Annotated in this window: 17 protein-coding genes; 11 read left to right on the top strand and 6 right to left on the bottom strand. The window is 40.3% G+C overall.

Going from position 1 to position 20,156, the window contains the following annotated elements; translation table 11 throughout:
- Nucleotides 1–10 precede the first annotated feature (10 nt).
- Nucleotides 11–928 carry a cysteine synthase A gene (cysK, locus tag B051_RS0116705; RefSeq protein ID WP_018479365.1) on the top strand — a complete coding sequence of 306 codons (918 nt, stop codon included), beginning with the start codon at nt 11–13 and terminating at the stop codon, nt 926–928.
- A gap of 67 nt (nt 929–995) precedes the next feature.
- Here cysK and B051_RS0116700 read toward each other — a convergent pair whose 3' ends face one another.
- Entirely contained in the window at nt 996–1,430 is a 435-nt protein-coding gene (locus B051_RS0116700; protein ID WP_018479364.1) for a DUF2267 domain-containing protein, read from the bottom strand.
- Nucleotides 1,431–1,803: 373 nt separating this feature from the next.
- Between B051_RS0116700 and B051_RS0116695 the strand changes: the two genes are divergently transcribed.
- The 7 genes from B051_RS0116695 to B051_RS0116660 all read left to right on the top strand — a co-directional run bounded on the left by B051_RS0116695 (nt 1,804) and on the right by B051_RS0116660 (nt 7,945).
- Nucleotides 1,804–3,054: a site-specific integrase gene (locus tag B051_RS0116695; protein WP_018479363.1), complete on the top strand. Its 1,251-nt coding sequence runs from the start codon at nt 1,804–1,806 to the stop codon at nt 3,052–3,054.
- A gap of 5 nt (nt 3,055–3,059) precedes the next feature.
- A complete protein-coding gene (locus tag B051_RS0116690) occupies nt 3,060–3,926 on the top strand; it encodes a hypothetical protein (protein ID WP_018479362.1) in 867 nt (288 codons plus the stop codon).
- 79 nt (nt 3,927–4,005) lie between these two features.
- Complete coding sequence (locus tag B051_RS22080; protein ID WP_018479361.1) at nt 4,006–4,341, top strand: helix-turn-helix domain-containing protein; 336 nt, start codon at nt 4,006–4,008, stop codon at nt 4,339–4,341.
- A gap of 182 nt (nt 4,342–4,523) precedes the next feature.
- Nucleotides 4,524–6,005, top strand: a complete 1,482-nt coding sequence (locus B051_RS0116675; RefSeq protein WP_018479359.1) for a DNA primase family protein — start codon at nt 4,524–4,526, stop codon at nt 6,003–6,005.
- A 30-nt stretch (nt 6,006–6,035) separates the two neighbouring features.
- Entirely contained in the window at nt 6,036–7,154 is a 1,119-nt protein-coding gene (locus tag B051_RS0116670; protein ID WP_018479358.1) for a BT4734/BF3469 family protein, read from the top strand.
- Nucleotides 7,155–7,162: 8 nt separating this feature from the next.
- Nucleotides 7,163–7,669 (top strand): terminase small subunit, encoded by a 507-nt coding sequence (locus tag B051_RS0116665; RefSeq protein ID WP_018479357.1) that lies wholly within the window; start codon nt 7,163–7,165, stop codon nt 7,667–7,669.
- A 12-nt stretch (nt 7,670–7,681) separates the two neighbouring features.
- Entirely contained in the window at nt 7,682–7,945 is a 264-nt protein-coding gene (locus B051_RS0116660; protein WP_018479356.1) for a hypothetical protein, read from the top strand.
- 144 nt (nt 7,946–8,089) lie between these two features.
- Here the strand turns inward: B051_RS0116660 and B051_RS0116655 are convergent, their stop codons facing one another.
- Nucleotides 8,090–9,754, bottom strand: coding sequence for an SBBP repeat-containing protein (locus B051_RS0116655; RefSeq protein ID WP_018479355.1), 1,665 nt, complete (start codon nt 9,752–9,754; stop codon nt 8,090–8,092).
- A 308-nt stretch (nt 9,755–10,062) separates the two neighbouring features.
- Between B051_RS0116655 and B051_RS0116650 the strand changes: the two genes are divergently transcribed.
- The 3 genes from B051_RS0116650 to B051_RS22510 all read left to right on the top strand — a co-directional run bounded on the left by B051_RS0116650 (nt 10,063) and on the right by B051_RS22510 (nt 13,398).
- The gene (locus B051_RS0116650) at nt 10,063–10,422 is read left to right on the top strand and encodes a hypothetical protein (RefSeq protein WP_018479354.1); all 360 of its coding nucleotides are present in this window, start codon (nt 10,063–10,065) and stop codon (nt 10,420–10,422) included.
- A gap of 535 nt (nt 10,423–10,957) precedes the next feature.
- Entirely contained in the window at nt 10,958–11,965 is a 1,008-nt protein-coding gene (locus B051_RS0116640) for a hypothetical protein (protein ID WP_018479352.1), read from the top strand.
- A gap of 206 nt (nt 11,966–12,171) precedes the next feature.
- Nucleotides 12,172–13,398, top strand: coding sequence for an SEC-C metal-binding domain-containing protein (locus B051_RS22510; RefSeq protein ID WP_018479351.1), 1,227 nt, complete (start codon nt 12,172–12,174; stop codon nt 13,396–13,398).
- Between the two features lie 107 nt (nt 13,399–13,505).
- Here the strand turns inward: B051_RS22510 and B051_RS0116630 are convergent, their stop codons facing one another.
- The 4 genes from B051_RS0116630 to B051_RS21535 form a co-directional block, all read right to left on the bottom strand.
- A complete protein-coding gene (locus B051_RS0116630) occupies nt 13,506–14,687 on the bottom strand; it encodes a GIY-YIG nuclease family protein (protein ID WP_026236471.1) in 1,182 nt (393 codons plus the stop codon).
- A complete protein-coding gene (locus B051_RS0116625; RefSeq protein ID WP_018479349.1) occupies nt 14,680–16,614 on the bottom strand; it encodes a DEAD/DEAH box helicase in 1,935 nt (644 codons plus the stop codon). Before B051_RS0116625 ends, B051_RS0116630 begins: the two co-directional genes overlap by 8 nt.
- A complete protein-coding gene (locus tag B051_RS21540; protein ID WP_018479348.1) occupies nt 16,614–19,226 on the bottom strand; it encodes a class I SAM-dependent DNA methyltransferase in 2,613 nt (870 codons plus the stop codon). Before B051_RS21540 ends, B051_RS0116625 begins: the two co-directional genes overlap by 1 nt.
- Nucleotides 19,219–20,156, bottom strand: a 938-nt coding sequence (locus tag B051_RS21535; protein WP_018479347.1) for a DNA cytosine methyltransferase, incomplete at its 5' end; no start/stop codon positions are given. The genes B051_RS21535 and B051_RS21540, both read right to left, overlap by 8 nt.

Below are 20,156 nucleotides of genomic sequence, written 5' to 3'. Positions count from 1 at the left end.
TACCATAATCATGAAGGCGCATTCTATACTAGAAACAATAGGAAAAACCCCAGCCGTACGCATCAACAGGCTGTTCCAAAACAAGGCGGAAGTGTGGATGAAATTGGAACGGGCCAACCCGGCCGGAAGCATCAAAGACCGGATAGCACTCGCCATGGTGGAGGACGCTGAGAGCAAAGGCATCCTGAAAAAGGGCAGTGTCATCATTGAGCCAACCTCCGGCAACACCGGCGTGGGCCTGGCGATGGTGGCGGCCGTGAAAGGCTACAATCTGGTTCTCGTCATGCCTGAGTCCATGTCTATTGAGCGCCGCCGCCTCATGGCTGCCTACGGTGCCAAGTTGGAACTCACACCCCGTGAGAAGGGAATGAAAGGGGCCATAGAGCGTGCCCGGGAGATGCTCGAGGAGCACCAGCATTCCTGGATGCCCATGCAGTTTGACAACGAAGCCAATACCCAGGTGCACATGGAGACCACGGCGCAGGAGATACTCAACGACTTTCCGGAAGGTTTCGACTACATGATAACAGGTGTGGGCACTGGCGGGCACATCACCGGGGTGGCCCGTGTACTGAAGCGGCATTTCCCTAATCTGAAGGTATACGCGGTGGAACCATCCGCATCGCCTGTGCTGAGCGGCGGACAACCGGGGCCACATCCTATACAAGGGGTGGGCGCTGGTTTCATACCCAGCATCATGGATACCAGCTTGCTGGATGGGGTGGTGCAGGTGAACGCAGACGATGCCTATGATTTTGCGCGCCGGGCAGCCACCGAGGAAGGTATATTTGTAGGTATATCGTCAGGAGGCTCATTGGCGGCTGTGCAACAGAAGCTGGATGAGGGGATAAAAGAAGGAGCTCGGATTCTCACCTTCTGCTATGATACTGGGGAGCGCTACCTATCTGTGGAGGGTTTGTTTGTATAGCTTCTCATAAGTGGGCCAAATCAACAAGCGGCCTGCCTCTTCTGAGACAGGCCGCTTGTTGAATAAGTTAAACAACCAGGAGTTCCTGTATATCCTGGTTCAGGGAATTTATCACCTGCTGCAACTGACCGTCGGTCATGTGTTGTTGCAAGGCATGCACTACGCTGCGGAAGGCAGCTGAAATCTCTTCGTCCTGCTGGAAGTCGTTGTTGGCGGCAAAGGCGTTCTTGTTTCGGATGTAGTTTATCCATTCCTGCGCATCCCGAATCTCGACGGGCACCTTACTCACGTCGTACTGGTCAAAGTAGATGCCCTTCCAGAAGATGGGCAGTTGTGCCGCGAATTGAACGGCATCGATTACAGGCAGTCTGTCGCGTATGGACTGTAACACCGCCCTGAAGATGCGACCCGCCTTGTTCATGTCCTCGGTGCCGAGCTCCTGGGCCACTGTCTGCAATAGCACAATCGCGTCCTTCTTGTTGTCCTCAAAGTTGAATGCCATACTGTCCCTCCTTCTTTAATGGTTGAACTATAAGGTACGGCTGTACCGGAGGCATGTTATGTATATCTGGGAATGGAGGGGATTTGCCGGCAATGGCACCAGAAGGAGGGGCGGTAAACAAAAAGGCAACCTGAATAGGTTGCCTTTCGTGGAGAATATCGGAGTCGAACCGATGACCTCTTGCATGCCATGCAAAAGAATGGTGTTTTCTTTAGTATTCATGTTTTAGTATATGTTTCATAAATAGCTGGTTATGACTCCGTAACGGCAAAATTATCTTAACATATATTTTCCTGTATTATCATTTATTTTATACATTTGTATGTACTTTGTATGTACCATTTGAGGGTACATACATTTAGATTCATACAGCATGTTTGATTATACAGCCATTGGTGGTATCAAGCTCGCCACACTGCTTGATACCCGTAAACCCAACGCAGACGGTACTTTTCCGATCCGGATAAGGATAACCTATAAACGAGTCCAGAAATACTACTCAACAAATAGAAGACTGTCCGTATCAGACTGGGATAAGCTGCCAACGGCTAAGGCCCAGAAAATGACTAGGCTTAAAGAAGATCTGCAAAAGGCTACAGACTATATTAAGAAGCATGTTGAGGAGCTTGCCGATCAGGAAATTTTTTCATTCAATGAGCTTAATAAGCGATTAGGTAAGGCTACCGACATTAACGGTACACTGAATGCAGCATTCACGGCTCGAATAGATAACTTTAAAGAAATGGGTAAGGTAAGCACTGCAGATTGGTATAAATACACTCTGAGGAGCATTGAGCTGTTTGCAAAAGAGAAGTCGACTAGTACCAGTGTTGAGTTCAAACAAATCACAGTTGATTGGCTAAGGCGATACGAGCAGTACCTGCTTGATGAAGGTAAGAGCTATACTACCGTGTCCATGTACATGCGAGCCTTGCAAGTAATAGTTAATGAAGCTAAAAGTTCAGGGGTCATCAAGCAAGCCCAACACCCATTTGGAAAGGGTAAATACGAAATACCACAGCATGAAGGCCGTAGCATAGCTCTGAATATCAAAGATATCGGAGAAATTGTAAGGTATGAATGTGAGACCGATACTATTGAAATGTGTCGGGATCTTTGGTTTTTTTCTTACTTGTGCAACGGAGCAAATATTACTGACATCTGCAAGTTAAGGTACTCCAGTATCCGGAATGGAGAGATCTGTTTTTATCGACAGAAGACTTTGGCTAAGGCAAAGAAGAAGAAGCTAATCCACGCTCAATTGTTGCCTGAAATGCAGACAATCATTGATCGTTGGGGCAATGCAATGGAGAGTCCCGACACCTTTATATTTCCATTCCTACAGGGTGGAGAGAGTCCAGAATTGGAGCGTACAAAGATCAAGAATATCACAAAGCTTATGAATACCAAGATGAAGGTAATCAGCAAAAAGCTTGGAATTCCTAATATAAGCACCTACACGGCACGACACAGTTATGCTACCGTATTGAAGCGATCAGGTGCAAATATTGCATTCATATCGGAGAGCCTAGGGCATAATGACCTGAAGACAACAGAAAACTATTTAGCCTCTTTTGAGCAAGAGGAACGGGTTAAAAACGCAGCTTTGCTCACTAACTTCTAAAACTTATGCAGGACTATAAAACCTACCTTGAAGAGGTGCAAAGCCTACAAGTCGAGCTTAAAGAGTTTTATTTAGTTGATGAAGGGTATTGGAGTGACATTACGCCCGTAGATGCACCCAATTTAGATTATCCTAAAGCCGATTTTTTATGGTTGGCAAAGTACGATCAGGACGTTAGTGACTATGAAGCAATACTGAAAGCACTTCAACAGAAAGCAATAAGCGATGTGCTTTTGGGTGGGGTTGAAACCGCTAAGCTGTTCCTAAATCAATTGAACCAAGTTGAACACAAATTTATTCACCTCTACAATCAACTGGTGGAGGTATTACGGAAGTTCAGGGAGGGAGAGTTAACCCATGTAGACCTTCAACAATATGTCTACCCCTATTTCATCATCAGTAAAGAAGATGAAAATAAATGGGGAATAATAACCCAAGAGTTTATCAATGATTTTGAGGATGCTTTGATGTTTAAATCAAATAATGTTGGAGGCACTATAAAGCAGTTGAAAGGAATATTAGGTATAGAGCAGACAGAAAGTAAAGAGGCGAAGTTTAAGGAAGTTGCATCGCCCACACAAGCAATGTATGCATTATACTTCTGCTACTTACAGGAAACAGGGTATGAAGATGATTTCGAAAAGCACCCAATAAGTAAAAAGCAGGCTATAATCGAGAAAACCAAACCTTTAAACTTGAGCCCAAATAGCTTTGTGCAACACTATAATAAAGTAAGTGGAACTAGGAGAAAAGATCGTCTAGCACCTAAGCATTACCATAACATAAAAGCAGTTATTTCTATGCTGGAGCAATACCCTGAAGCAAAGAAGTTGGCAGAAGACGAGTTGAAAATAGTAGAACTAAAGATGTAAGCCCCTTACGTAACCCCTTAACCCCCCTTATACCTCTTGCAATGGGTTTCATTTGTATTACATCAATTAAGTAATACAAATGAATAACCCATTTGAAAACATCAGCGCAAGATTGAGCAATATCGAGAGTTTATTGCTTGACATTAAACACATCAACAACCAAACCCCACCTAAACCTGACCGCTGCTCGTTTGACGAGGCATTAGAAATTACAGGGCTTAGCAAATCAAAACTCTACAAGCTGACTGCATCGAAAGAAGTCCCGCACAAGAGATATGGGAACAGGCTTATATTTAGCAGAAAAGAGCTAGCGAACTGGGTAGAGGAGCAAACAGTAGAGAAGAGCTCCAACGATAGTATACTAGCACTGGCAGCCTCAGCGAAACGTAAAAAGAAAGGGGGTTGCCATGCTTAACACAAGCAACCCCAAATACTCTACCCAGGATAAAGATACTAAACTAAACCACTTCCTGCAAGCAGTCCCATATCTGGATTTTACAGATAAAGGTCTAAGTAATATTGCCAAACGCTTCAATATAACAGTAGAAGAACTGCAAAATCATATTGCAGAATTTCAGGCAAAGGAGGGTCGGCACAATGGATAAATCCACTGTGATCATCCCAAAGGGCACGAATCTTAATGGAAACGGATTGGGCCTCTCTATTAAGCCACACAACGAAATACTTAGAAGTTTATTAAACACACTGCAGGAGGTAAACTTCAAGGAGCTCGCAGGTATAAAGGATCCGGAGAAGCAACCCAATACCACACATTACTATGTACTAACAGTGAGTCTTGTTTTGGCACAGGCAAAGCGGTTTAAATGGAATCTGTGCAGGAATCAGGGATTTGTTTACCTGTACAATGGTGCATTCTGGAGGAGGCTTGAGGATGAGAAACTGAAGGTGTTTTTGGGCAAAGCTGCCGCCAAGTTAGGGGTGAATCCCATCAAGGCGGAAGACCACAAGTTCCGGGACAACCTGTTTAAGCAATTTATGGCAACGGCCTATCTGCCAAAGCCGGAACAGCCCAAGGATATGGTGTTGATCAACCTGAAGAACGGCACTTTTGAGATCACTCCGAGAGGCACAAGGCTACGGGAGTTTTCACCATCTGATTTCCTGACCTATCAGCTGCAATTCGAGTACGACACTCAAGCAAAGTCACCACTATTCGCTAGCTATCTGGATAAGGTGTTGCCTGACAGAACAAGACAGTATGTTCTATCGGAGTACTTGGGATACGTCTTTGTGAGAAACCATACCCTAAAACTTGAGGCAGCTCTATTTCTGTACGGTACAGGCGCAAACGGTAAGTCCGTGTTTTATGAGATTGTGCAGGCCCTGTTGGGCAAGGAAAATACAACCAACTACACCCTCCAAGACCTCACCAATGAAAACGGCTATCATAGGGCTATGATTGCGGATGTATTGGTAAACTATGCCTCGGAGATCAGTGGGCGGCTTCAGTCAGGCATGTTTAAACAACTGGTATCAGGCGAGACGGTATCTGCAAGACTGCCAAGAAGAGATCCTATTGAGATAACAAACTATGCCAGGTTGATATTTAACATCAACGAACTTCCAAAGGATACGGAGCAGACCAACGCTTTCTTCAGGCGGTTCTTGATTGTCCCGTTTGATGTTACCATTCCGGAGGCCGAACAGGATAGGGAGCTGCATACCAAGATTATCAACAGCGAATTATCCGGGGTTTTCAACTGGGTTCTGCAAGGCTTGGATAGACTGCTGACACAACGTAGGTTCTCCGAATGCAGTGCAGTCGATGAGATGCGGGAATGCTATAAACTGGAGTCCGATACGGTTAAGTTGTTTCTCCAGGAAGAGCAGTATTCTCCATCTGCCAACAATACAAGACCACTCAAGGAGATTTACAGCGAATACAAGGATTTCTGTTTAGACAACGGATACATAAAATGCGGAATGAGGGTGTTTAGCGACAGACTCAAAGGCGCAGGTTACCACAAGGAAAGACAGAACACAGGCAACGTCATCTGGATCGAAAAAAAAACTTCTTATGTACCTGCACTTTCTACACTTCCTACACGGGGCAGTTAGCATCGGTGTAGGAAGTGTAGAAAGTGCAGCATGAATTATGATAATTTTTTCCCCTATCCTATGGAGAGTATACTAAATGTTCTGGTTTCGTGCTTCAGAGATTACAATACAGCCAGTAAACCGAAGGAGATAATCCTTTTGAAGTGGCTTAAGTCAGACAAGCATGCAAAAAAGGTTCAGGCTATTAGAGCCGGGCAAAAGGGGCTCAAGCCGACACTGCCTGCCATTACACCATCTGGCGTATTCAGTTACCGCTCGGAGTCAAGCCTGATCAGCCACAGCGGATTCATACAGTTTGATATAGACTTCAAACAGAACACACACATTGCTAATTATAACGAGCTGAAAGAGCAGATAGCAAACATTCCTAACGTGGCCTATTGCGGCCTGAGCGTAAGCGGAACGGGATACTGGGGCTTGATTCCCATCGCATATCCGGAAAGACACAGGCAGCACTTTGACTACGTTGAGGGGTGTTTTAAACAGTACGGGATAATAATAGATCCTGCACCAAAGAATGTGGCGAGCCTACGAGGGTACAGCTACGATCCCGTTGCTCACTTCAATCACCAAGCCGAGCCATTGTCGAAGTACGAACCGGGCAAAAAGGTGCAATGTTTGATCAAAGCCGCCGATCCTACTAGTGACCAAAACATGGTAGAGGCCTGCATTGACGAAATTGTAAGGCGAGGAGTAGATATCACGACATCATACCTGCAGGACTGGTTGCCGATAGGGAGCAACTTTGCCGCCACCTTTGGCGAGAGTGGGCGCAATTACTTCCATCAGGTTAGCCAATTTCATCCAGGATATAACCAGCACGAAACTAATCAGCAATATGACAAATGCCTGAAGAATTGCGGAGGGCCGGGGGATCTAAGGACATTCTTTGCCCGCTGCAATGTCTACGGCATACGCTACAAGGAGCTGTTAGGGACGGAGCCCGAAAGTACTGAGTTGCCTAAGCCAGAACTGCAGAAAGAATTCTATTTGCACACCTACAGCGAACTTGAGGCGGCTTTGGGGAGAGCGAGGGCTGTGGAGAAGATTAATTACTATCAGGATTTGGCGGATCAGAACAAGAGCTGTAAAAGCTTCATTCTGCACACCTGTCCATTATTGATGACTTACCGACAACAACACAAATAATTTAGAAAATGGAAACCAATACTTTAACACCCAAGCAACAGAGGTTCTGCCTTGAGTATATAAAGGATAGCAACGCTACGGCAGCTGCCATTAGAGCGGGCTATTCGGAGAAAACAGCCATGGAGCAGGGCTATCAGCTGCTTCAGAAAACTTCAGTAATGCAGGAGGTGAGGAGGCTGCAGGGCGAGATAGCGGAAGCCGCTGGAATACAGGTCAAACAGTTGGTGCAGGAACTTGCCAAAGTTGCCTTCGCCAGTATGCCTGACCTGATAAACCCTAAGACAATGGAGATAAAGGATCTTAGCGAGTTGACAGAGTCGCAACGGGCCGCAATACAGGAGATCAGTGAGGGCAATGGCAAGCTAAAGGTGAAGCTGCATTCTAAGCTGTCCGCCATCGATATGCTGATGAAGCATTTGGGCGGCTATGTGACGGCCTCAGATATTATTGACAAGCTGCCACCGGAAAGACTGGATCAGCTTATTGAAGACCTGTTAAACAAGTTAAGAAAGTAAGGCTTATCAAATATGAAAGACCAGAAACGCAGTATACTCAAGCAAATAGCAAATGGCCGTGTGTCCGGTAAGGAAGCGGCTAATCTACTCAATAGAACTAAAGGGGGCTTTGATCTTATCGTTGTCTATGTACAGGATGATGGTTCTTATTTGATCGATGACGAACGCCACCAGACAATGGAGCAGGTTAATGAAAGGGTAAAGGGGTGTTCGCATGTTATCGTGCCAGAAAAAGCCCGTCGATTAGGAGATCCAATACCCGGAGAAGATGATTAAAGTTAATAGCAGTGACATTTAGTAGAGTGGCTTATGTTTAGGCATTGGATTCAGGAAGGATACTTAATAGCTGTTAAATTAGGTTTAGTAAAACCTGAAAAATGTAACAAGGTAGTTAAACCCCTACTTGTGGTGTATGTAATCCTACTGTAAAATCAACTGTTTATATGCCACTTTATCTCCAATATGTATTCGAAGCAAATAAACACTTGGGGGCAATTCACTCAAATTCAAAGGATCCCGGCTTAGGGACAGTATTTGACCATATAACTTCTCATAAATAACTTTCCCTTGTAAATCAATAACTTGGACTTTAACATCCTTTAGGCTATTTAAGGAAAGATCCATATATACATAACGATGTGCAGGTACCGGGTATACTGAAAAGGCAGACCCGAGCGGATTGTCTTTTATTCCAGTGGGTGTAGCTGCTAAGATTTTTGCTATGTAAGAGTCAGAATGACCAATACTTGATATAGATATGTTTCCAATGGGCATCTTACTGCCAAAGTATCCCGTGAAATAGATACTACCCTGTGCATCTATTGCTATATCATATCCACCTCCCCAGCCATCCCTTTCAGGATTTAATAGCCAAATTAAATTGCCATCGGTATCTATTCTGCAAAATATGATGCCAGAAAGATCCTCAGTTCTTAGAGTAGACGTGCCATATAATATCTCACGGGAAAACTCGCCGGTTGCATAGATATTTCCAAAGTTGTCAGCAGCCACGCTTAACATTCTCGAATGACTATTTACGGCAGCGACAAAACCTTTAGCCCATGAGAAACCGCCATCAGGGAGATATTTAGCTATAAATCCGGAATCAAGACCATTAGCAGTCAAAGTTGTTGTATTTCCAAAGGTAGGAGTACCGCCAAAGCTCCCTACTACCATAACGTTTCCTCTTGCGTCAACTGCTACAGAATGTCCTACTGCTTTAGATTGATCTCCCGAATTATGCACCAGCCATTGGGTATTACCTGCTGCATCAAGCTTTGCAAGAAAAAAGTCATTGCTCCAGGTGCCAGTTTTTGTTACTGTTTTTGAGCCAATTGTTAAATTGTTAGAGAAATATCCCGTTATAAAAATGTTGTCAAATTTGTCAGTGGCAATACCGTTCCCATAGCTTCTTCCAGTGCCGTAGGCTTGCTTGGCCCAAATTAAGTCTCCAGAGCCGGAGTACTTAGCAACGAAAAGCTTGGCGTTGTCCCGGTCAGTTTGTAAGGTAGTTGACCCAAAGTTTGCATTTTCAGAGAAGTAGCCAGTAACTATAGGATTGCCACGGCTATCTATCACAACCCCTGAGGGCGCATCATTCTTTGGCCCGCCAGCGTGTTTTGCCCACACGATATTTCCCTCTGGGTTAAATTTTACAATGATAATATCCCAGCCACCATAACTTGTCAAAGTGAATGAACCTATTGAAACTGTTCCTTTAAAGTTTCCGACAAAATAACTATTGCCACTATTGTCGACTGCCACATCAAAGCTTCTTGCGTCATAATTAGTATCAATTATTGTTTTAGCCCAAATAGCATTTCCATACTGATCATGTTTTGCTATAAAGACTTTCCCAGAGCTGCCACTGTTTAAGATAGTATTTCCGAAAGTTGCATTCCCCCTATAGGCACCCACCGTGTATGAATTTCCAACATTGTCGACAGCTATTCCACCAATATAGCTTGAGGATTCACCATCTGTTGAATTTGCTTGCTTAAGCCATTGAAATTCCTGTGCTGATACTTCTGCATATGTTACAACAAGAAACAATGTAATTATAGTGGTTAGTAGAATTCTCTGCATCTGTTGTGCTTAGTTAGGATTAGGTGCAAATATATTGTAATTACTATAACTAACAGATTGAAATCTATTGATAGGGTAAAGTGCCAGTGTTTTAAGGTGGGTTCGATAGGGCTTTTCATGTAGAACTCCAAGCCCTTTAATTTTGTATTCCTTGCATGGAATGGTATCATATGATTTTGTCTCTGCCGGCAATTGTTGCTGGTTGGTGGCTGTTAGATAAGCAAAAGAAGTTCATAGGCCGTAGCCTGCATGGGTATAGCCCACCTCGTAGGAGAAAGAAGCGTTGGAAGTAACAGCTATAGACTAGGATGGATAAGCTAAAACTACGGGAATACTTGCTGAGCAATACAACAAGGCTATTTATGATTGGCGGTAAGGCCTCTGAGGATATGTACCCAAAGAAGAAACAAATAAAGCTGGCAATGGCATGTAGGCCTTTTGAGTTCGTTTATGATGGGCCAGTTAGGCGTGTGAAGCCGTTCCAGGCTAAACTATGGGTAAGCCCAGCTCCTAAAGTTGGAAGCTATGCAGGTTTTGGATACCTTAACTATTTAGAACCAAACAACAGAAATGGATTGGATCCAATGGAGTCTTTTAAGTCAGCCTGTAAGGTATATGAAAGGGAGTTTGGTTACTATCCGGAAAGCATTCTTTTAGTAAGAGTTTAAAAGAGGCAGCTTAAGTCACCAATCAAGGGATTGATTACTTTTATCGCAGTTCTGATATATCGATCAGGTTCAAATATGGCTCCAAGCAGTTTTTGCTTTTAAAGCTTCTGGTGCGCTCTATTTGGTTGCTACTGGGAGTATAATAGACTTCTACAAAAAACTTTCCCATGTGGTATAACACGATACTATAGGGAGCCTCACTTCTTACAGCCAAAAATAAGCCACGCTCCCATATTGCTGCAACGCGCTTAGACAATGGCATCAGGTTAAATTCGTAAAGATTCATATTATTGAAAACGGGGATTAGCCCAAAAACAGTACTGAAGCCTAGGAATTAGTGTAAGGTATTATAAATTAAATAATTCGTTTATTTTATGATACCTAGAAAAGATGTATATATTAGCAGAGATAAATATTTAATTTTTACTAAAAATGACAATGGCTTTTGCGGCAACATCTTTGACTAGTATGTATGTCAAGTATAGTTGTTAGTAGTTATCATTTACTAGAAACCATTATCCCACTATAGTTAATAATGAGCTCTATACACTATTTCCAACGGTATTCCCAACCTGAGAACGTAGCTACTAATAACACCTTACTTCTGTTATCACGTCTGTACCAACACTCTCCAAATAAATTTAAAGGTTTTCTTAATGAGCTGTTAGGCGATAATGATTTAGAAGCAGGCGTTTCCTTTAATCAGCAGAGGAGAGGAAATGGTTCTATTCCAGATGGACATTTGAGCCAAGCAAGCTTCAAAGTAGTAGTGGAAACAAAACTACATCAGCACTTCTCCATTAGGCAGCTAAAAAGTCATCTTAAGAGCTTTGATAACGAAGAGCATAAAATTTTACTTTCTCTAAGTCCTAGACTTCCTAGACCTGCGCTATTCAATCAAATAGAGTCAGAGATACAAACTTTTAATATCACTTATAATACAAGCATTAAATACATTCCAACTACATTTTCTCAGATTGTAGAGAAGTTTAAAAGTACTCTCCAAGATTATGATTTTGAGCTGATTTCACTAATAGATGATTATGAAGACTACTGCATTCATGATAGGTTGATAACGGATGATGAATATAGAATGCGTGCCGTTACGTGTGGGTGGACTTTATCTGAAAATTTTCAGTATAATCTATATTACGATAAAGTCGAAGATGGCTATTCAGAGCATTCTTATATAGGCATCTATAAAAACAAGAGCATTAGAGGCATTGGTAAGCTTGAGAACATAATCGAGGCGGATTATATAAACGGGCAACTTCAAATAAAGAATTCTACAGCTTCAATTACTTCTGAACAAGAGCAAAATATTAAAGATGTAATTGTAGCAGCCAAGAAAAACAATAATTGGGATATAAGCTTAGCGCACAATTTCTTCTGTGTGGAAAAATTCCATCCTACTGATTTCAAAAAGCAGACAAAATACCCTTTGCAGGGGACAAAGTTCTTTAATCTTAAGAATGAGCTTAACTTAACTACATTGCCTTCAACAGATATCATTGCAGAGTTACTAAGAACAAAAGCATGGTAATGCTTCTGGGGTTGTCCGCCGATTAGCTGAGTAATGCACTCAATTGCATTGTATGTGAGGGCTTGAGTGACGATTTCATAGATGATGTACTTGATGGAGGTCCTGATGCTGATTTAAACATCGACTAATTAATTTTGCTATTATGCTTAAATCAAATTATAATCAATCTGAAGATTGGTAGCACACACAATAGCAGACAAAAATAGATGAGTTCAATATTAATTGACACCCTTAGTTACAGATGGAGGTATGAAGATGGATATTTTTACTTTGGGACTGAGGGCAGGCACAAGTTTTACCATTTTCATGCAGATGAAAAAGCTTTATATTTAAGACAGTTCTTGATTTCACTTCTTCTTTTCGATAAGATCTACCTCAAGATCCAACACATCGAAGAGTTTATTGGTTTGTTTGGGGTTGTAGATGCTCATAAGCTTTTAGTATCTGATACCATTGTAATCATAGATGATGGAGGAACAAGTGTGGCTTTCTTGCCGAATGGAGATAGCAACTTGCTTCTAAATTTTAGCTCTGTTTCCTCGCTACAAATTGATGCAATACAGAAAAGGCTTTTTGATTATTATCAAAGTTATTCCGACCGCAATCTTTTAAAAGCTATACTTTTTAAAGCGGAGGTATTAAGAGTTGAAATTGACGGAGCATGGTTGGGACATGTTGCTGAACAAGAATCCCTTTTGGATTTGAGAAATCGGAATGTTACAGACTTTTTACAATTTCAGAATTCATATAGTAATGTTATTGTAAAAGATGAAGATATTCTCCCAATATCCAGACTCTTACAAGCAAATAGAAGTTTGGTATATCAAAATGAGTTAAATATTGATAATTTGTCTACTGAAGCATCTATTCAAGGACTAGTGAATATTAAAATTAGACCTTTTTTGAGTGCGAAGACGAGTCAGCCTATAGAGCTTTTTGATAGAATTCTCACAGACAAAGCAATTCCAGATTTAACAAATTTGTATATCGATAAGCATTTGCTTATCGATGATGTATTATCAATGAGAGATAATATATCAGGTAAAAAATTTAGAACTTGGTTAGAGAGTATAAACTACAATAAAGCTGAAGTATATAGACAATTACTATCTAGAACAAGAAACATCACTGATGCAACTTTAACTAAGATCATCAGATGGGCCTATCCAAATATTGTTGGTATGGTTGAGCCTATCTCAGGTACTATAGTTTCAGTTGTCGACAGCTTTTTATTAGATAAAGTGTTAAAAGGGTGGCACCCAAATTTCTTCCTTGATGATATACTATCTGATAAACTAAATGTAATTATAAAAGAACAGAAAGAAATAAGTAGAAAAAGATTAGTACAAAAGAAATTTGGTAAGGAAATCGGACGTAACGATTTATGTCCATGCAAGAGCGGTAAGAAGTACAAAAATTGTTGTGGCCGATAGTAAATAACTATAGTGGTTATCAAGAATTACCTAAATCATACGGTAGGGTAGATCATACTAAGGTTCTGCAAAGTACAAGAATATGGTTTGGCCATAACTTGATTATTTTAATTACTACTCTTAAATATTATACTTTCTGTTTTAGAATTATAGATAAATTTGTCAATGTTGTCATCAACAATATGACGCACTGCTTCTTCAATTACTTCGATAGGAGCTACAAACCACTCTTTTGGCCGGCACTTTTTACCATAGTTGTCCAGTATCTCCACATCTAAGCGAACCTCATCAAAGAATGCATGAATAGTTGTTTCCAACTTCTTAGTACTCATGTTGAAGCATCTAAATGCAGATATCAATTCAACATCAGCCATTAAATAAGTTGGTTCTTGTTTAGCTTTTTTAATTCTCTTAGTGACGTCCCCCTTTGAATAGCCAATCTTGTAAAGATTGTTAATTGATGTTATCTCAGGCTGGTTGCTTTTACTTTTTAAAATATATATATACCCGTTTTCCTCATCATTCTCATCAACTACTGAATCAGCATCATGATATTGTATCGATTCACTAATTTCAAAGCCATCAATAGCTAATGCTTTTACAAGTGATCTAAAAAGCATTGTTGACTCTGTTCCGTTATCAAAGATACAACGCGTTCTACCATCTAGACGAACTCTTCCCCCACTATCAAAGTCATTTTGTCTTGCTTCAGCCTTGGAGTCCTCTAAGTAAAGGACTACCCCATTTAGAACATAGAATTTACCTACTTCAACATCTACTCCATTGAACTCTGCTAGCTTTCTTTTACCACTTGCCAGTTCATCATGCAGGCAGTCGAATATCTCTTGATATTTATCAAAGTCTTTGCATATCTTTCTACGAGCTAAATAATCAGGTCTAATTCGGTTGGACTTAGGGACATGCTCAAGTTTAAAAATGCTTTGATCAAAATCTTCAACGGCCAATAAACCGAACGGATCGTCATTAAGAATGTCCTCAATTCCTACTGATTTATATTTTTGAGGATCCAGCAGGCTATAATAATCGAATGGAAGAAGAACTTTCACCTTAGCCGGAGTCTCTCGTATAGCTTTTAATCTTGCATATAGTTTGAATTCATAAATACCGCTTGAAGATGGTTCTCTACCGTTCTCTTCAAAAAAAGTTGATATTTCTTCAAAGGATTGAATCAATCTTTGTTCGTCAGATGTCCTTCCCGAAGCTTGGATATAATCAACTTTTAAGAGACCAAAAGGGTCATCTTTAAATATATCCTCGAGCCTATTCATGATCGTCTTTTGATTGCTGCCTTCTTGCATTTTGCAGATAAATAATCGCTTCAGCCATTCTTCTCTCAGTAGGATCTAGGGCGTCTAAACTTGGTTTCCTTCCGGTTGCTCTTACGAAATTATTTATCTTATGCCAAAGTTGAATTGCCTCATCGTCTGTCATACGTATCTTGAACGCAGCGATACATTGTTGAACAGCTTTTAGTACTCTAGGAGTCAGTGCCTTAGAAAGAACCTCGAATGCGTTTTGAAACGGGTTGACTTGATTTATTAAGTCAATGTTAATGTCTTCTATGTTTATAAAGTCATTAGCAAGCTGGATGAATCTCCTATTACCCTCCTGCTTTATTTTGGCATGCTTGATAACTGAGTCCGCCACAACATGTTGGCTTACTTCCTCAATCTCCTCATCATTCAAATGAGGATATCTTAACTTAACTACCTTAGGAATCATTACTTTATTAATGACTTCTGGATCAACATTCCCAGGCATCGCTTTTACAATATCAGAATCTTGCAAAATAGAAGCTTTCAAATCAGTTAAATCTGATTCCAAGATATGTTTTACTCGCGCCGAATCAGACTCCCTTAAGCCTTTAATCACAACTTCATTTTTATCTAAGGGATCATCCGAAGACTTTTTAGACTTAAACTTGAAAGTAGGAGCTAGGACCTGTTCCATTAATAAAGAAGCAGTTATTGCCTTCAACATATTGTTCACACATTGAATCACTTCCTCGTTTTCAGCGTCTGGCTCCGCAATCAAATTAGTAAACTGTGCATGTGTCTTGTTGATGCTATCCCTAGTGCACCTGCCGATAATTTGCACAATCTCTGTCAGTGATCCTCTGTAACCGACTGTCAATGCATGCTCGCAGTACGGCCAATCAAAACCTTCTTTAGCCATACCTAAAGCGATTATCAGGTCCACATCATCTGCGGAGGAAATATTACGTAAATATGTTATCGTTTTTTCTCTATGTGTTGGATCATCTTCTACTAGATTTGCAACTTTTATTATTTTACCATCAGAACGCTCAACTGATATTATTTTGGTATTAGGGTCAGTGTTCACATATGTGCCTACTATATCTATTATGGCATCAACCTCACGATATTTGTCTCTTAGTGCCTCACCTGAATTTACGTTAGGTATATGAAGGATTGTCTTTTTATCCGTATCTAAAACTTTGCCTATTGCATTAGCATTGGTATACCTTCCTTGATAGAAATGGTATCCAATACCTAGAGATTTCAGATATTTATACCCATTCAATTGCTCGTAATAGTTATATGTAATCTTGAAGAACTTTGCTTCGTCCTCCGGCATGAGGACAGGAACTGAATCTCCTCTAAAATAGGAACCAGTCATGGCTATTATGTGGGCATTAGAGCTATTCATTAACGCTCTTATCAGTTCCCCAAGCTTACTCTCATAATCAGCCGAAACGTGATGGAACTCATCTATCGCAATCAAGCATTGATTGAATTTATTTACATCTAACTCATTAAATGCGAACCTTAATGTTGCATGTGTACAAATTAGAATGTTGTCTTCTGAATCAATGAATTCTTTGAAGGTATTCACTTTTCTCGGCTCTCCTCCTGGAGCACAGAGATCATATCTTGGATTTGGATTCCAATCTGAGTGAAACCCTCCTGATTTTAAATCTGTGGAACAGAAAGAGCTCGCGATTGATCTTTCGGGCACAGCAACTATTACTTTCTTTATCCCTTGATTTGCAAGTTTATCTAGAGCAATAAACATCAATGCTCTAGATTTACCAGAAGCAGGTGGTGCCTTTAATAAAAGGTATTGAGCTTCACGTGCAGAAAAAGCGCGTGCTTGCATTTCCCTCATTCCACTATTGTTCGGCCTGATGCTATTACCGTTCGTATCGTAGTTTACTTCTATTAGGTTTGTCATTATTTACAAATCAACTTATCTCTATAGGCTGAGAACAAATGTTCAAGCCTTTGCTGGTCTGACAAAAAAGGTTCTTTCCGGTAGCAACTTTCAATTACAGAATCCATCACTTCATGTGAGTGTAATAATTCACCACTCATATTGGTTGGGTCATACATTTGAGCCAAAGATTTCTCCGCATGCTTCTCCCTTTCCTGAATTATACTATAAACACAGGCTGTGATCATCTCTTTCTGCTCTTCCGTAATATTTGGAAAAGGAAATGTGTTATACCCTAGTTCTGAAGAGTATCTTATCCTGGTTTCCAAACTGCCGCAAACAGCTTTTATCCATAATAGGTGCATTTTTGAGGTTAGCACCCCAAAAATCCAAGGTTCGCAATTATAAACTGCGAAAGCTAGATTGGATATGATAGTTTTACTGAACACAAAATCAATAGGAATATATTTCCGCCTTTCGGAAGAGACGGAAGGTACTAGTATAGATTGAGTGATTGTAATATTTGTTTCTCTAAATTGGTGGGGGCGATTTGCCAATTTTTTGGCAGCACGATCCGCTTTACTAAGCCTACTCTCTCTTGTCTTGTCAATCCTGTGCTTAATAGGCTGGATCTGATTTGCTTCGCTTAAATTGTCATCCGTTATCCATAAACACCACCTTTCAATATCATGTATAAACTCTTTAGATCCCATTAATCTTTTTAGAAAGATTTTGGCTGCTGGATTTTCATTGACTAACTCTAACTTCTCCTGGCGTGACAATATTAAGTTTCCATCATCATATGGCATGTTGCCTTTTGGCATAGGAGGCAAGCTACTCAAAGGTGTCCTCCTTCGCTTAACAATTGTCTTATCTCCAGTTGTTAAATATGGGCTAATGTTTGAGGTTTCGTCTGTTGTTGATTGACTGTACAACCTCTTAACATTGACAACACCATCAGAGGCTAGACCTATAATGACTACGGTTACACCTGTATTGTCTTTAGAACTGTTTTTCCATTTGAAGGATGTATGTGCAAAAAATATTTCTACGTCTTGCGCAAATATTTTTGGCCATAACAATCCCACCTGCTGCCCCTGAGTTATCGAATTAGTTGCAACCAAAGCTGCTCGTGACTTGGTGTTTTTAATGTATTGTGCAGAAAGATATACCCAGCATGAAGCATAATCTAAGCTACTTGTATTGGTGTGATTGCGGAAAACGTAAGCTACATCAGCCTTCTGTTGAGGAGTTTGCTTTGTCGCACCTTTATAAGTTGGATTACAGATTATATATGATTCCTCCTTATCAGTACAGAATCTACTCCAATCAATCCTCGTTGGGTTTGCAAAGAGTATGTTTGAAGCATCAAAGGAGTCAATCGAGTCGAGTGGATTTATATGTTCACTGTCATTAGTTTGAAAATCCGTTATCCATAGCCCAATCCTAGTTATTAAAGTGTTGAAGTAATTTGGTTCAACACCATAAAATTGACATACATTGATTATGGACTTGGGCTTGGTTATTTCACCCGATAATATTTGTAAAGCAGAATGAATATTGGATTCTAATTTTCTAAGTTCTTTGAGTGCAACTATTAAGAAGTTGCCCGCTTTACAGGTAGGGTCAAAAACATTAACTGAGGAAATGCGGGCTAGAAGGCATTGTAAACCATAAACGTCATTTCGTTTTGCTTCGAATATTTCATATAGCTCATCCAAAAATAAAGGCCCAAGAACCTTCATTATATTCGAGACAGAAGTATAATGATTACACAGTCCTAGGGAATTATCAGGTACAAAAGTAGATTGGACTAAAGAACCAAGTATATCTGGATTTACAGTTGTCCAATCAATCGAGCTAATGTCTAATAATAACTTTCTTGACTGGTTATTGAATTTAGGAACTTCTATTTCTTCTTCAAACAAGGATATATTTAAAATAGGTAACCTTGCTAAATAGTCCGGTAAGTCTGCTCTATCTCTACCAGATATTACATTAAAAATATTTTTGAGCAGTACATTTAAGTTTGCACCAGAGGCAGAAGTGTAGGTAGAAATTAAGTTATAAATAGCTCCTTTTTCAATAGCGTCTATACTTTCAGCAAGAAAACAGAATAATAGACGAGCCATCATGATATTCAAACTACGACGGTCCGCTTCACTTCTGCATTCCCCACTTTGGACTAAGGAATTATAAAGTTCGGCAAACTTTTCTGCTGACTTTAAATTAGCAGTTTTAGCATTTTTGAGATTTTTCTTTTCTATACCAACGATAGGTAAGAAAAAATCGAAGTAGTTATAAAGCTCTTTTTTGCTAACACTTAAGGTGTCTTCAGTAGACTTATCAAAGCTTAAGATATAATCTTTGTTCGCAATAAGGATTATTCTAGCTTTTATTTTAGCTAAGCCATTTAGCTTTAGAGCTTCAAGTTCTGCAAAAGGATTCGCTTTCTCTGTTGCTACGAACAGGAGTTTATTTTTTAATAAAAAGCTGTTACTGTTATTATGTAGCTGTAGCTTAGAAATTGTTGCCTTAGGGAAATTGAATGCTCTTAAGAAGCTATACAGAAATTCTGCATTTGAGCTGCCAACGTCAATTGATTTTAGCTTACTTCTTGTTTCTTCAAACATCAGAATTTATCAGACATTGATTGTTTGTATTCTCTATAAAGCTTCTACTTGAATAGTTTGTGATTGCTTTTGCAACATATTCCGCCATCTTCACAGGAACTGCATTGCCTATCACTTGTTCCATCGCAGTTTTACTACCATTGAATTGGAACCAATCTGGGAAAGTCTGTATCAGACTTCTTTCTTTTGTTGTTAAAGCTCTTACATTATTATTAATCTCTGATTTGTCTGCCGGATGCTTTTTGTAATTATCAGGTATAGGACGATTAACTCCTCTAATTGTAGAACTTGGTTCATATACCGAAAACACAGCTCTTCTATTATAACTTCTGGGATGCATGTAATAAAAATCTGTGCCCAAGCTATCACCCAAATAATCGTGCAGCGTCATTTGCATACTAGACTGGTTTCGAAGCAGTTCATCATGCATAAAACCATCCATTGAATGCAGGTGACCTATCAAGAAAAACCTCTTCCTTGCTTGAGGTACACCCAAATAACTAGCATCCAATACCATACTAGTTATTCCATAACCACAACTCTTCAAAATATTTAAAGCTCTTGGTAAGACTTTACTCTTTGTAATGTTGTAAACATTTTCCATTACTACCCATTCCGGCCTTACTTCCTCTACAATATCTGCAAATGACATTGTTAGGTTTGCTCTCATTCCCTTATCCTCTCTTTTTCCTGCTATTGAAAAGTCTTGGCATGGAGGCCCACCAATAATCATGTCGGGGCTATAGTTGGCTATTTCTTCTATAACTTCCCTGCTTCCTAAGTCCCTGTTGTAGATGGGATGAGTAAAATTCTGCTTGTATACCTCTATGGCGGGAGCCCAGTTGTCAAATGCCGCCTCTATAGTGTATCCTGCATTCTGAAAACCCAACGACATTCCACCGCATCCCGCAAATAAATCAACTACTTTCA

Origin of the sequence: Pontibacter roseus DSM 17521 (assembly GCF_000373265.1) — a bacterium.
Lineage (GTDB): Bacteria > Bacteroidota > Bacteroidia > Cytophagales > Hymenobacteraceae > Pontibacter > Pontibacter roseus.
Note: the sequence above shows the minus strand (reverse complement) of the source record. Positions and strands in the feature narration are given on the sequence as shown.

Bases quoted from the DNA above. Each gene is read 5' to 3' on its own strand.
- B051_RS0116630 (WP_026236471.1), bottom strand. From the start codon at position 14,687: ATGAATAGGCTCGAGGATATATTTAAAGATGACCCTTTTGGTCTCTTA.
- B051_RS0116650 (WP_018479354.1), top strand. From the start codon at position 10,063: ATGGATAAGCTAAAACTACGGGAATACTTGCTGAGCAATACAACAAGG.
- B051_RS0116690 (WP_018479362.1), top strand. From the start codon at position 3,060: ATGCAGGACTATAAAACCTACCTTGAAGAGGTGCAAAGCCTACAAGTC.
- B051_RS0116660 (WP_018479356.1), top strand. From the start codon at position 7,682: ATGAAAGACCAGAAACGCAGTATACTCAAGCAAATAGCAAATGGCCGT.
- B051_RS0116640 (WP_018479352.1), top strand. From the start codon at position 10,958: ATGAGCTCTATACACTATTTCCAACGGTATTCCCAACCTGAGAACGTA.
- B051_RS22080 (WP_018479361.1), top strand. From the start codon at position 4,006: ATGAATAACCCATTTGAAAACATCAGCGCAAGATTGAGCAATATCGAG.
- B051_RS21540 (WP_018479348.1), bottom strand. From the start codon at position 19,226: ATGTTTGAAGAAACAAGAAGTAAGCTAAAATCAATTGACGTTGGCAGC.
- B051_RS0116675 (WP_018479359.1), top strand. From the start codon at position 4,524: ATGGATAAATCCACTGTGATCATCCCAAAGGGCACGAATCTTAATGGA.
- B051_RS0116700 (WP_018479364.1), bottom strand. From the start codon at position 1,430: ATGGCATTCAACTTTGAGGACAACAAGAAGGACGCGATTGTGCTATTG.
- B051_RS22510 (WP_018479351.1), top strand. From the start codon at position 12,172: ATGAGTTCAATATTAATTGACACCCTTAGTTACAGATGGAGGTATGAA.
- B051_RS0116695 (WP_018479363.1), top strand. From the start codon at position 1,804: ATGTTTGATTATACAGCCATTGGTGGTATCAAGCTCGCCACACTGCTT.
- B051_RS0116670 (WP_018479358.1), top strand. From the start codon at position 6,036: ATGAATTATGATAATTTTTTCCCCTATCCTATGGAGAGTATACTAAAT.
- B051_RS0116665 (WP_018479357.1), top strand. From the start codon at position 7,163: ATGGAAACCAATACTTTAACACCCAAGCAACAGAGGTTCTGCCTTGAG.
- B051_RS0116655 (WP_018479355.1), bottom strand. From the start codon at position 9,754: ATGCAGAGAATTCTACTAACCACTATAATTACATTGTTTCTTGTTGTA.
- B051_RS0116625 (WP_018479349.1), bottom strand. From the start codon at position 16,614: ATGACAAACCTAATAGAAGTAAACTACGATACGAACGGTAATAGCATC.
- cysK (WP_018479365.1), top strand. From the start codon at position 11: ATGAAGGCGCATTCTATACTAGAAACAATAGGAAAAACCCCAGCCGTA.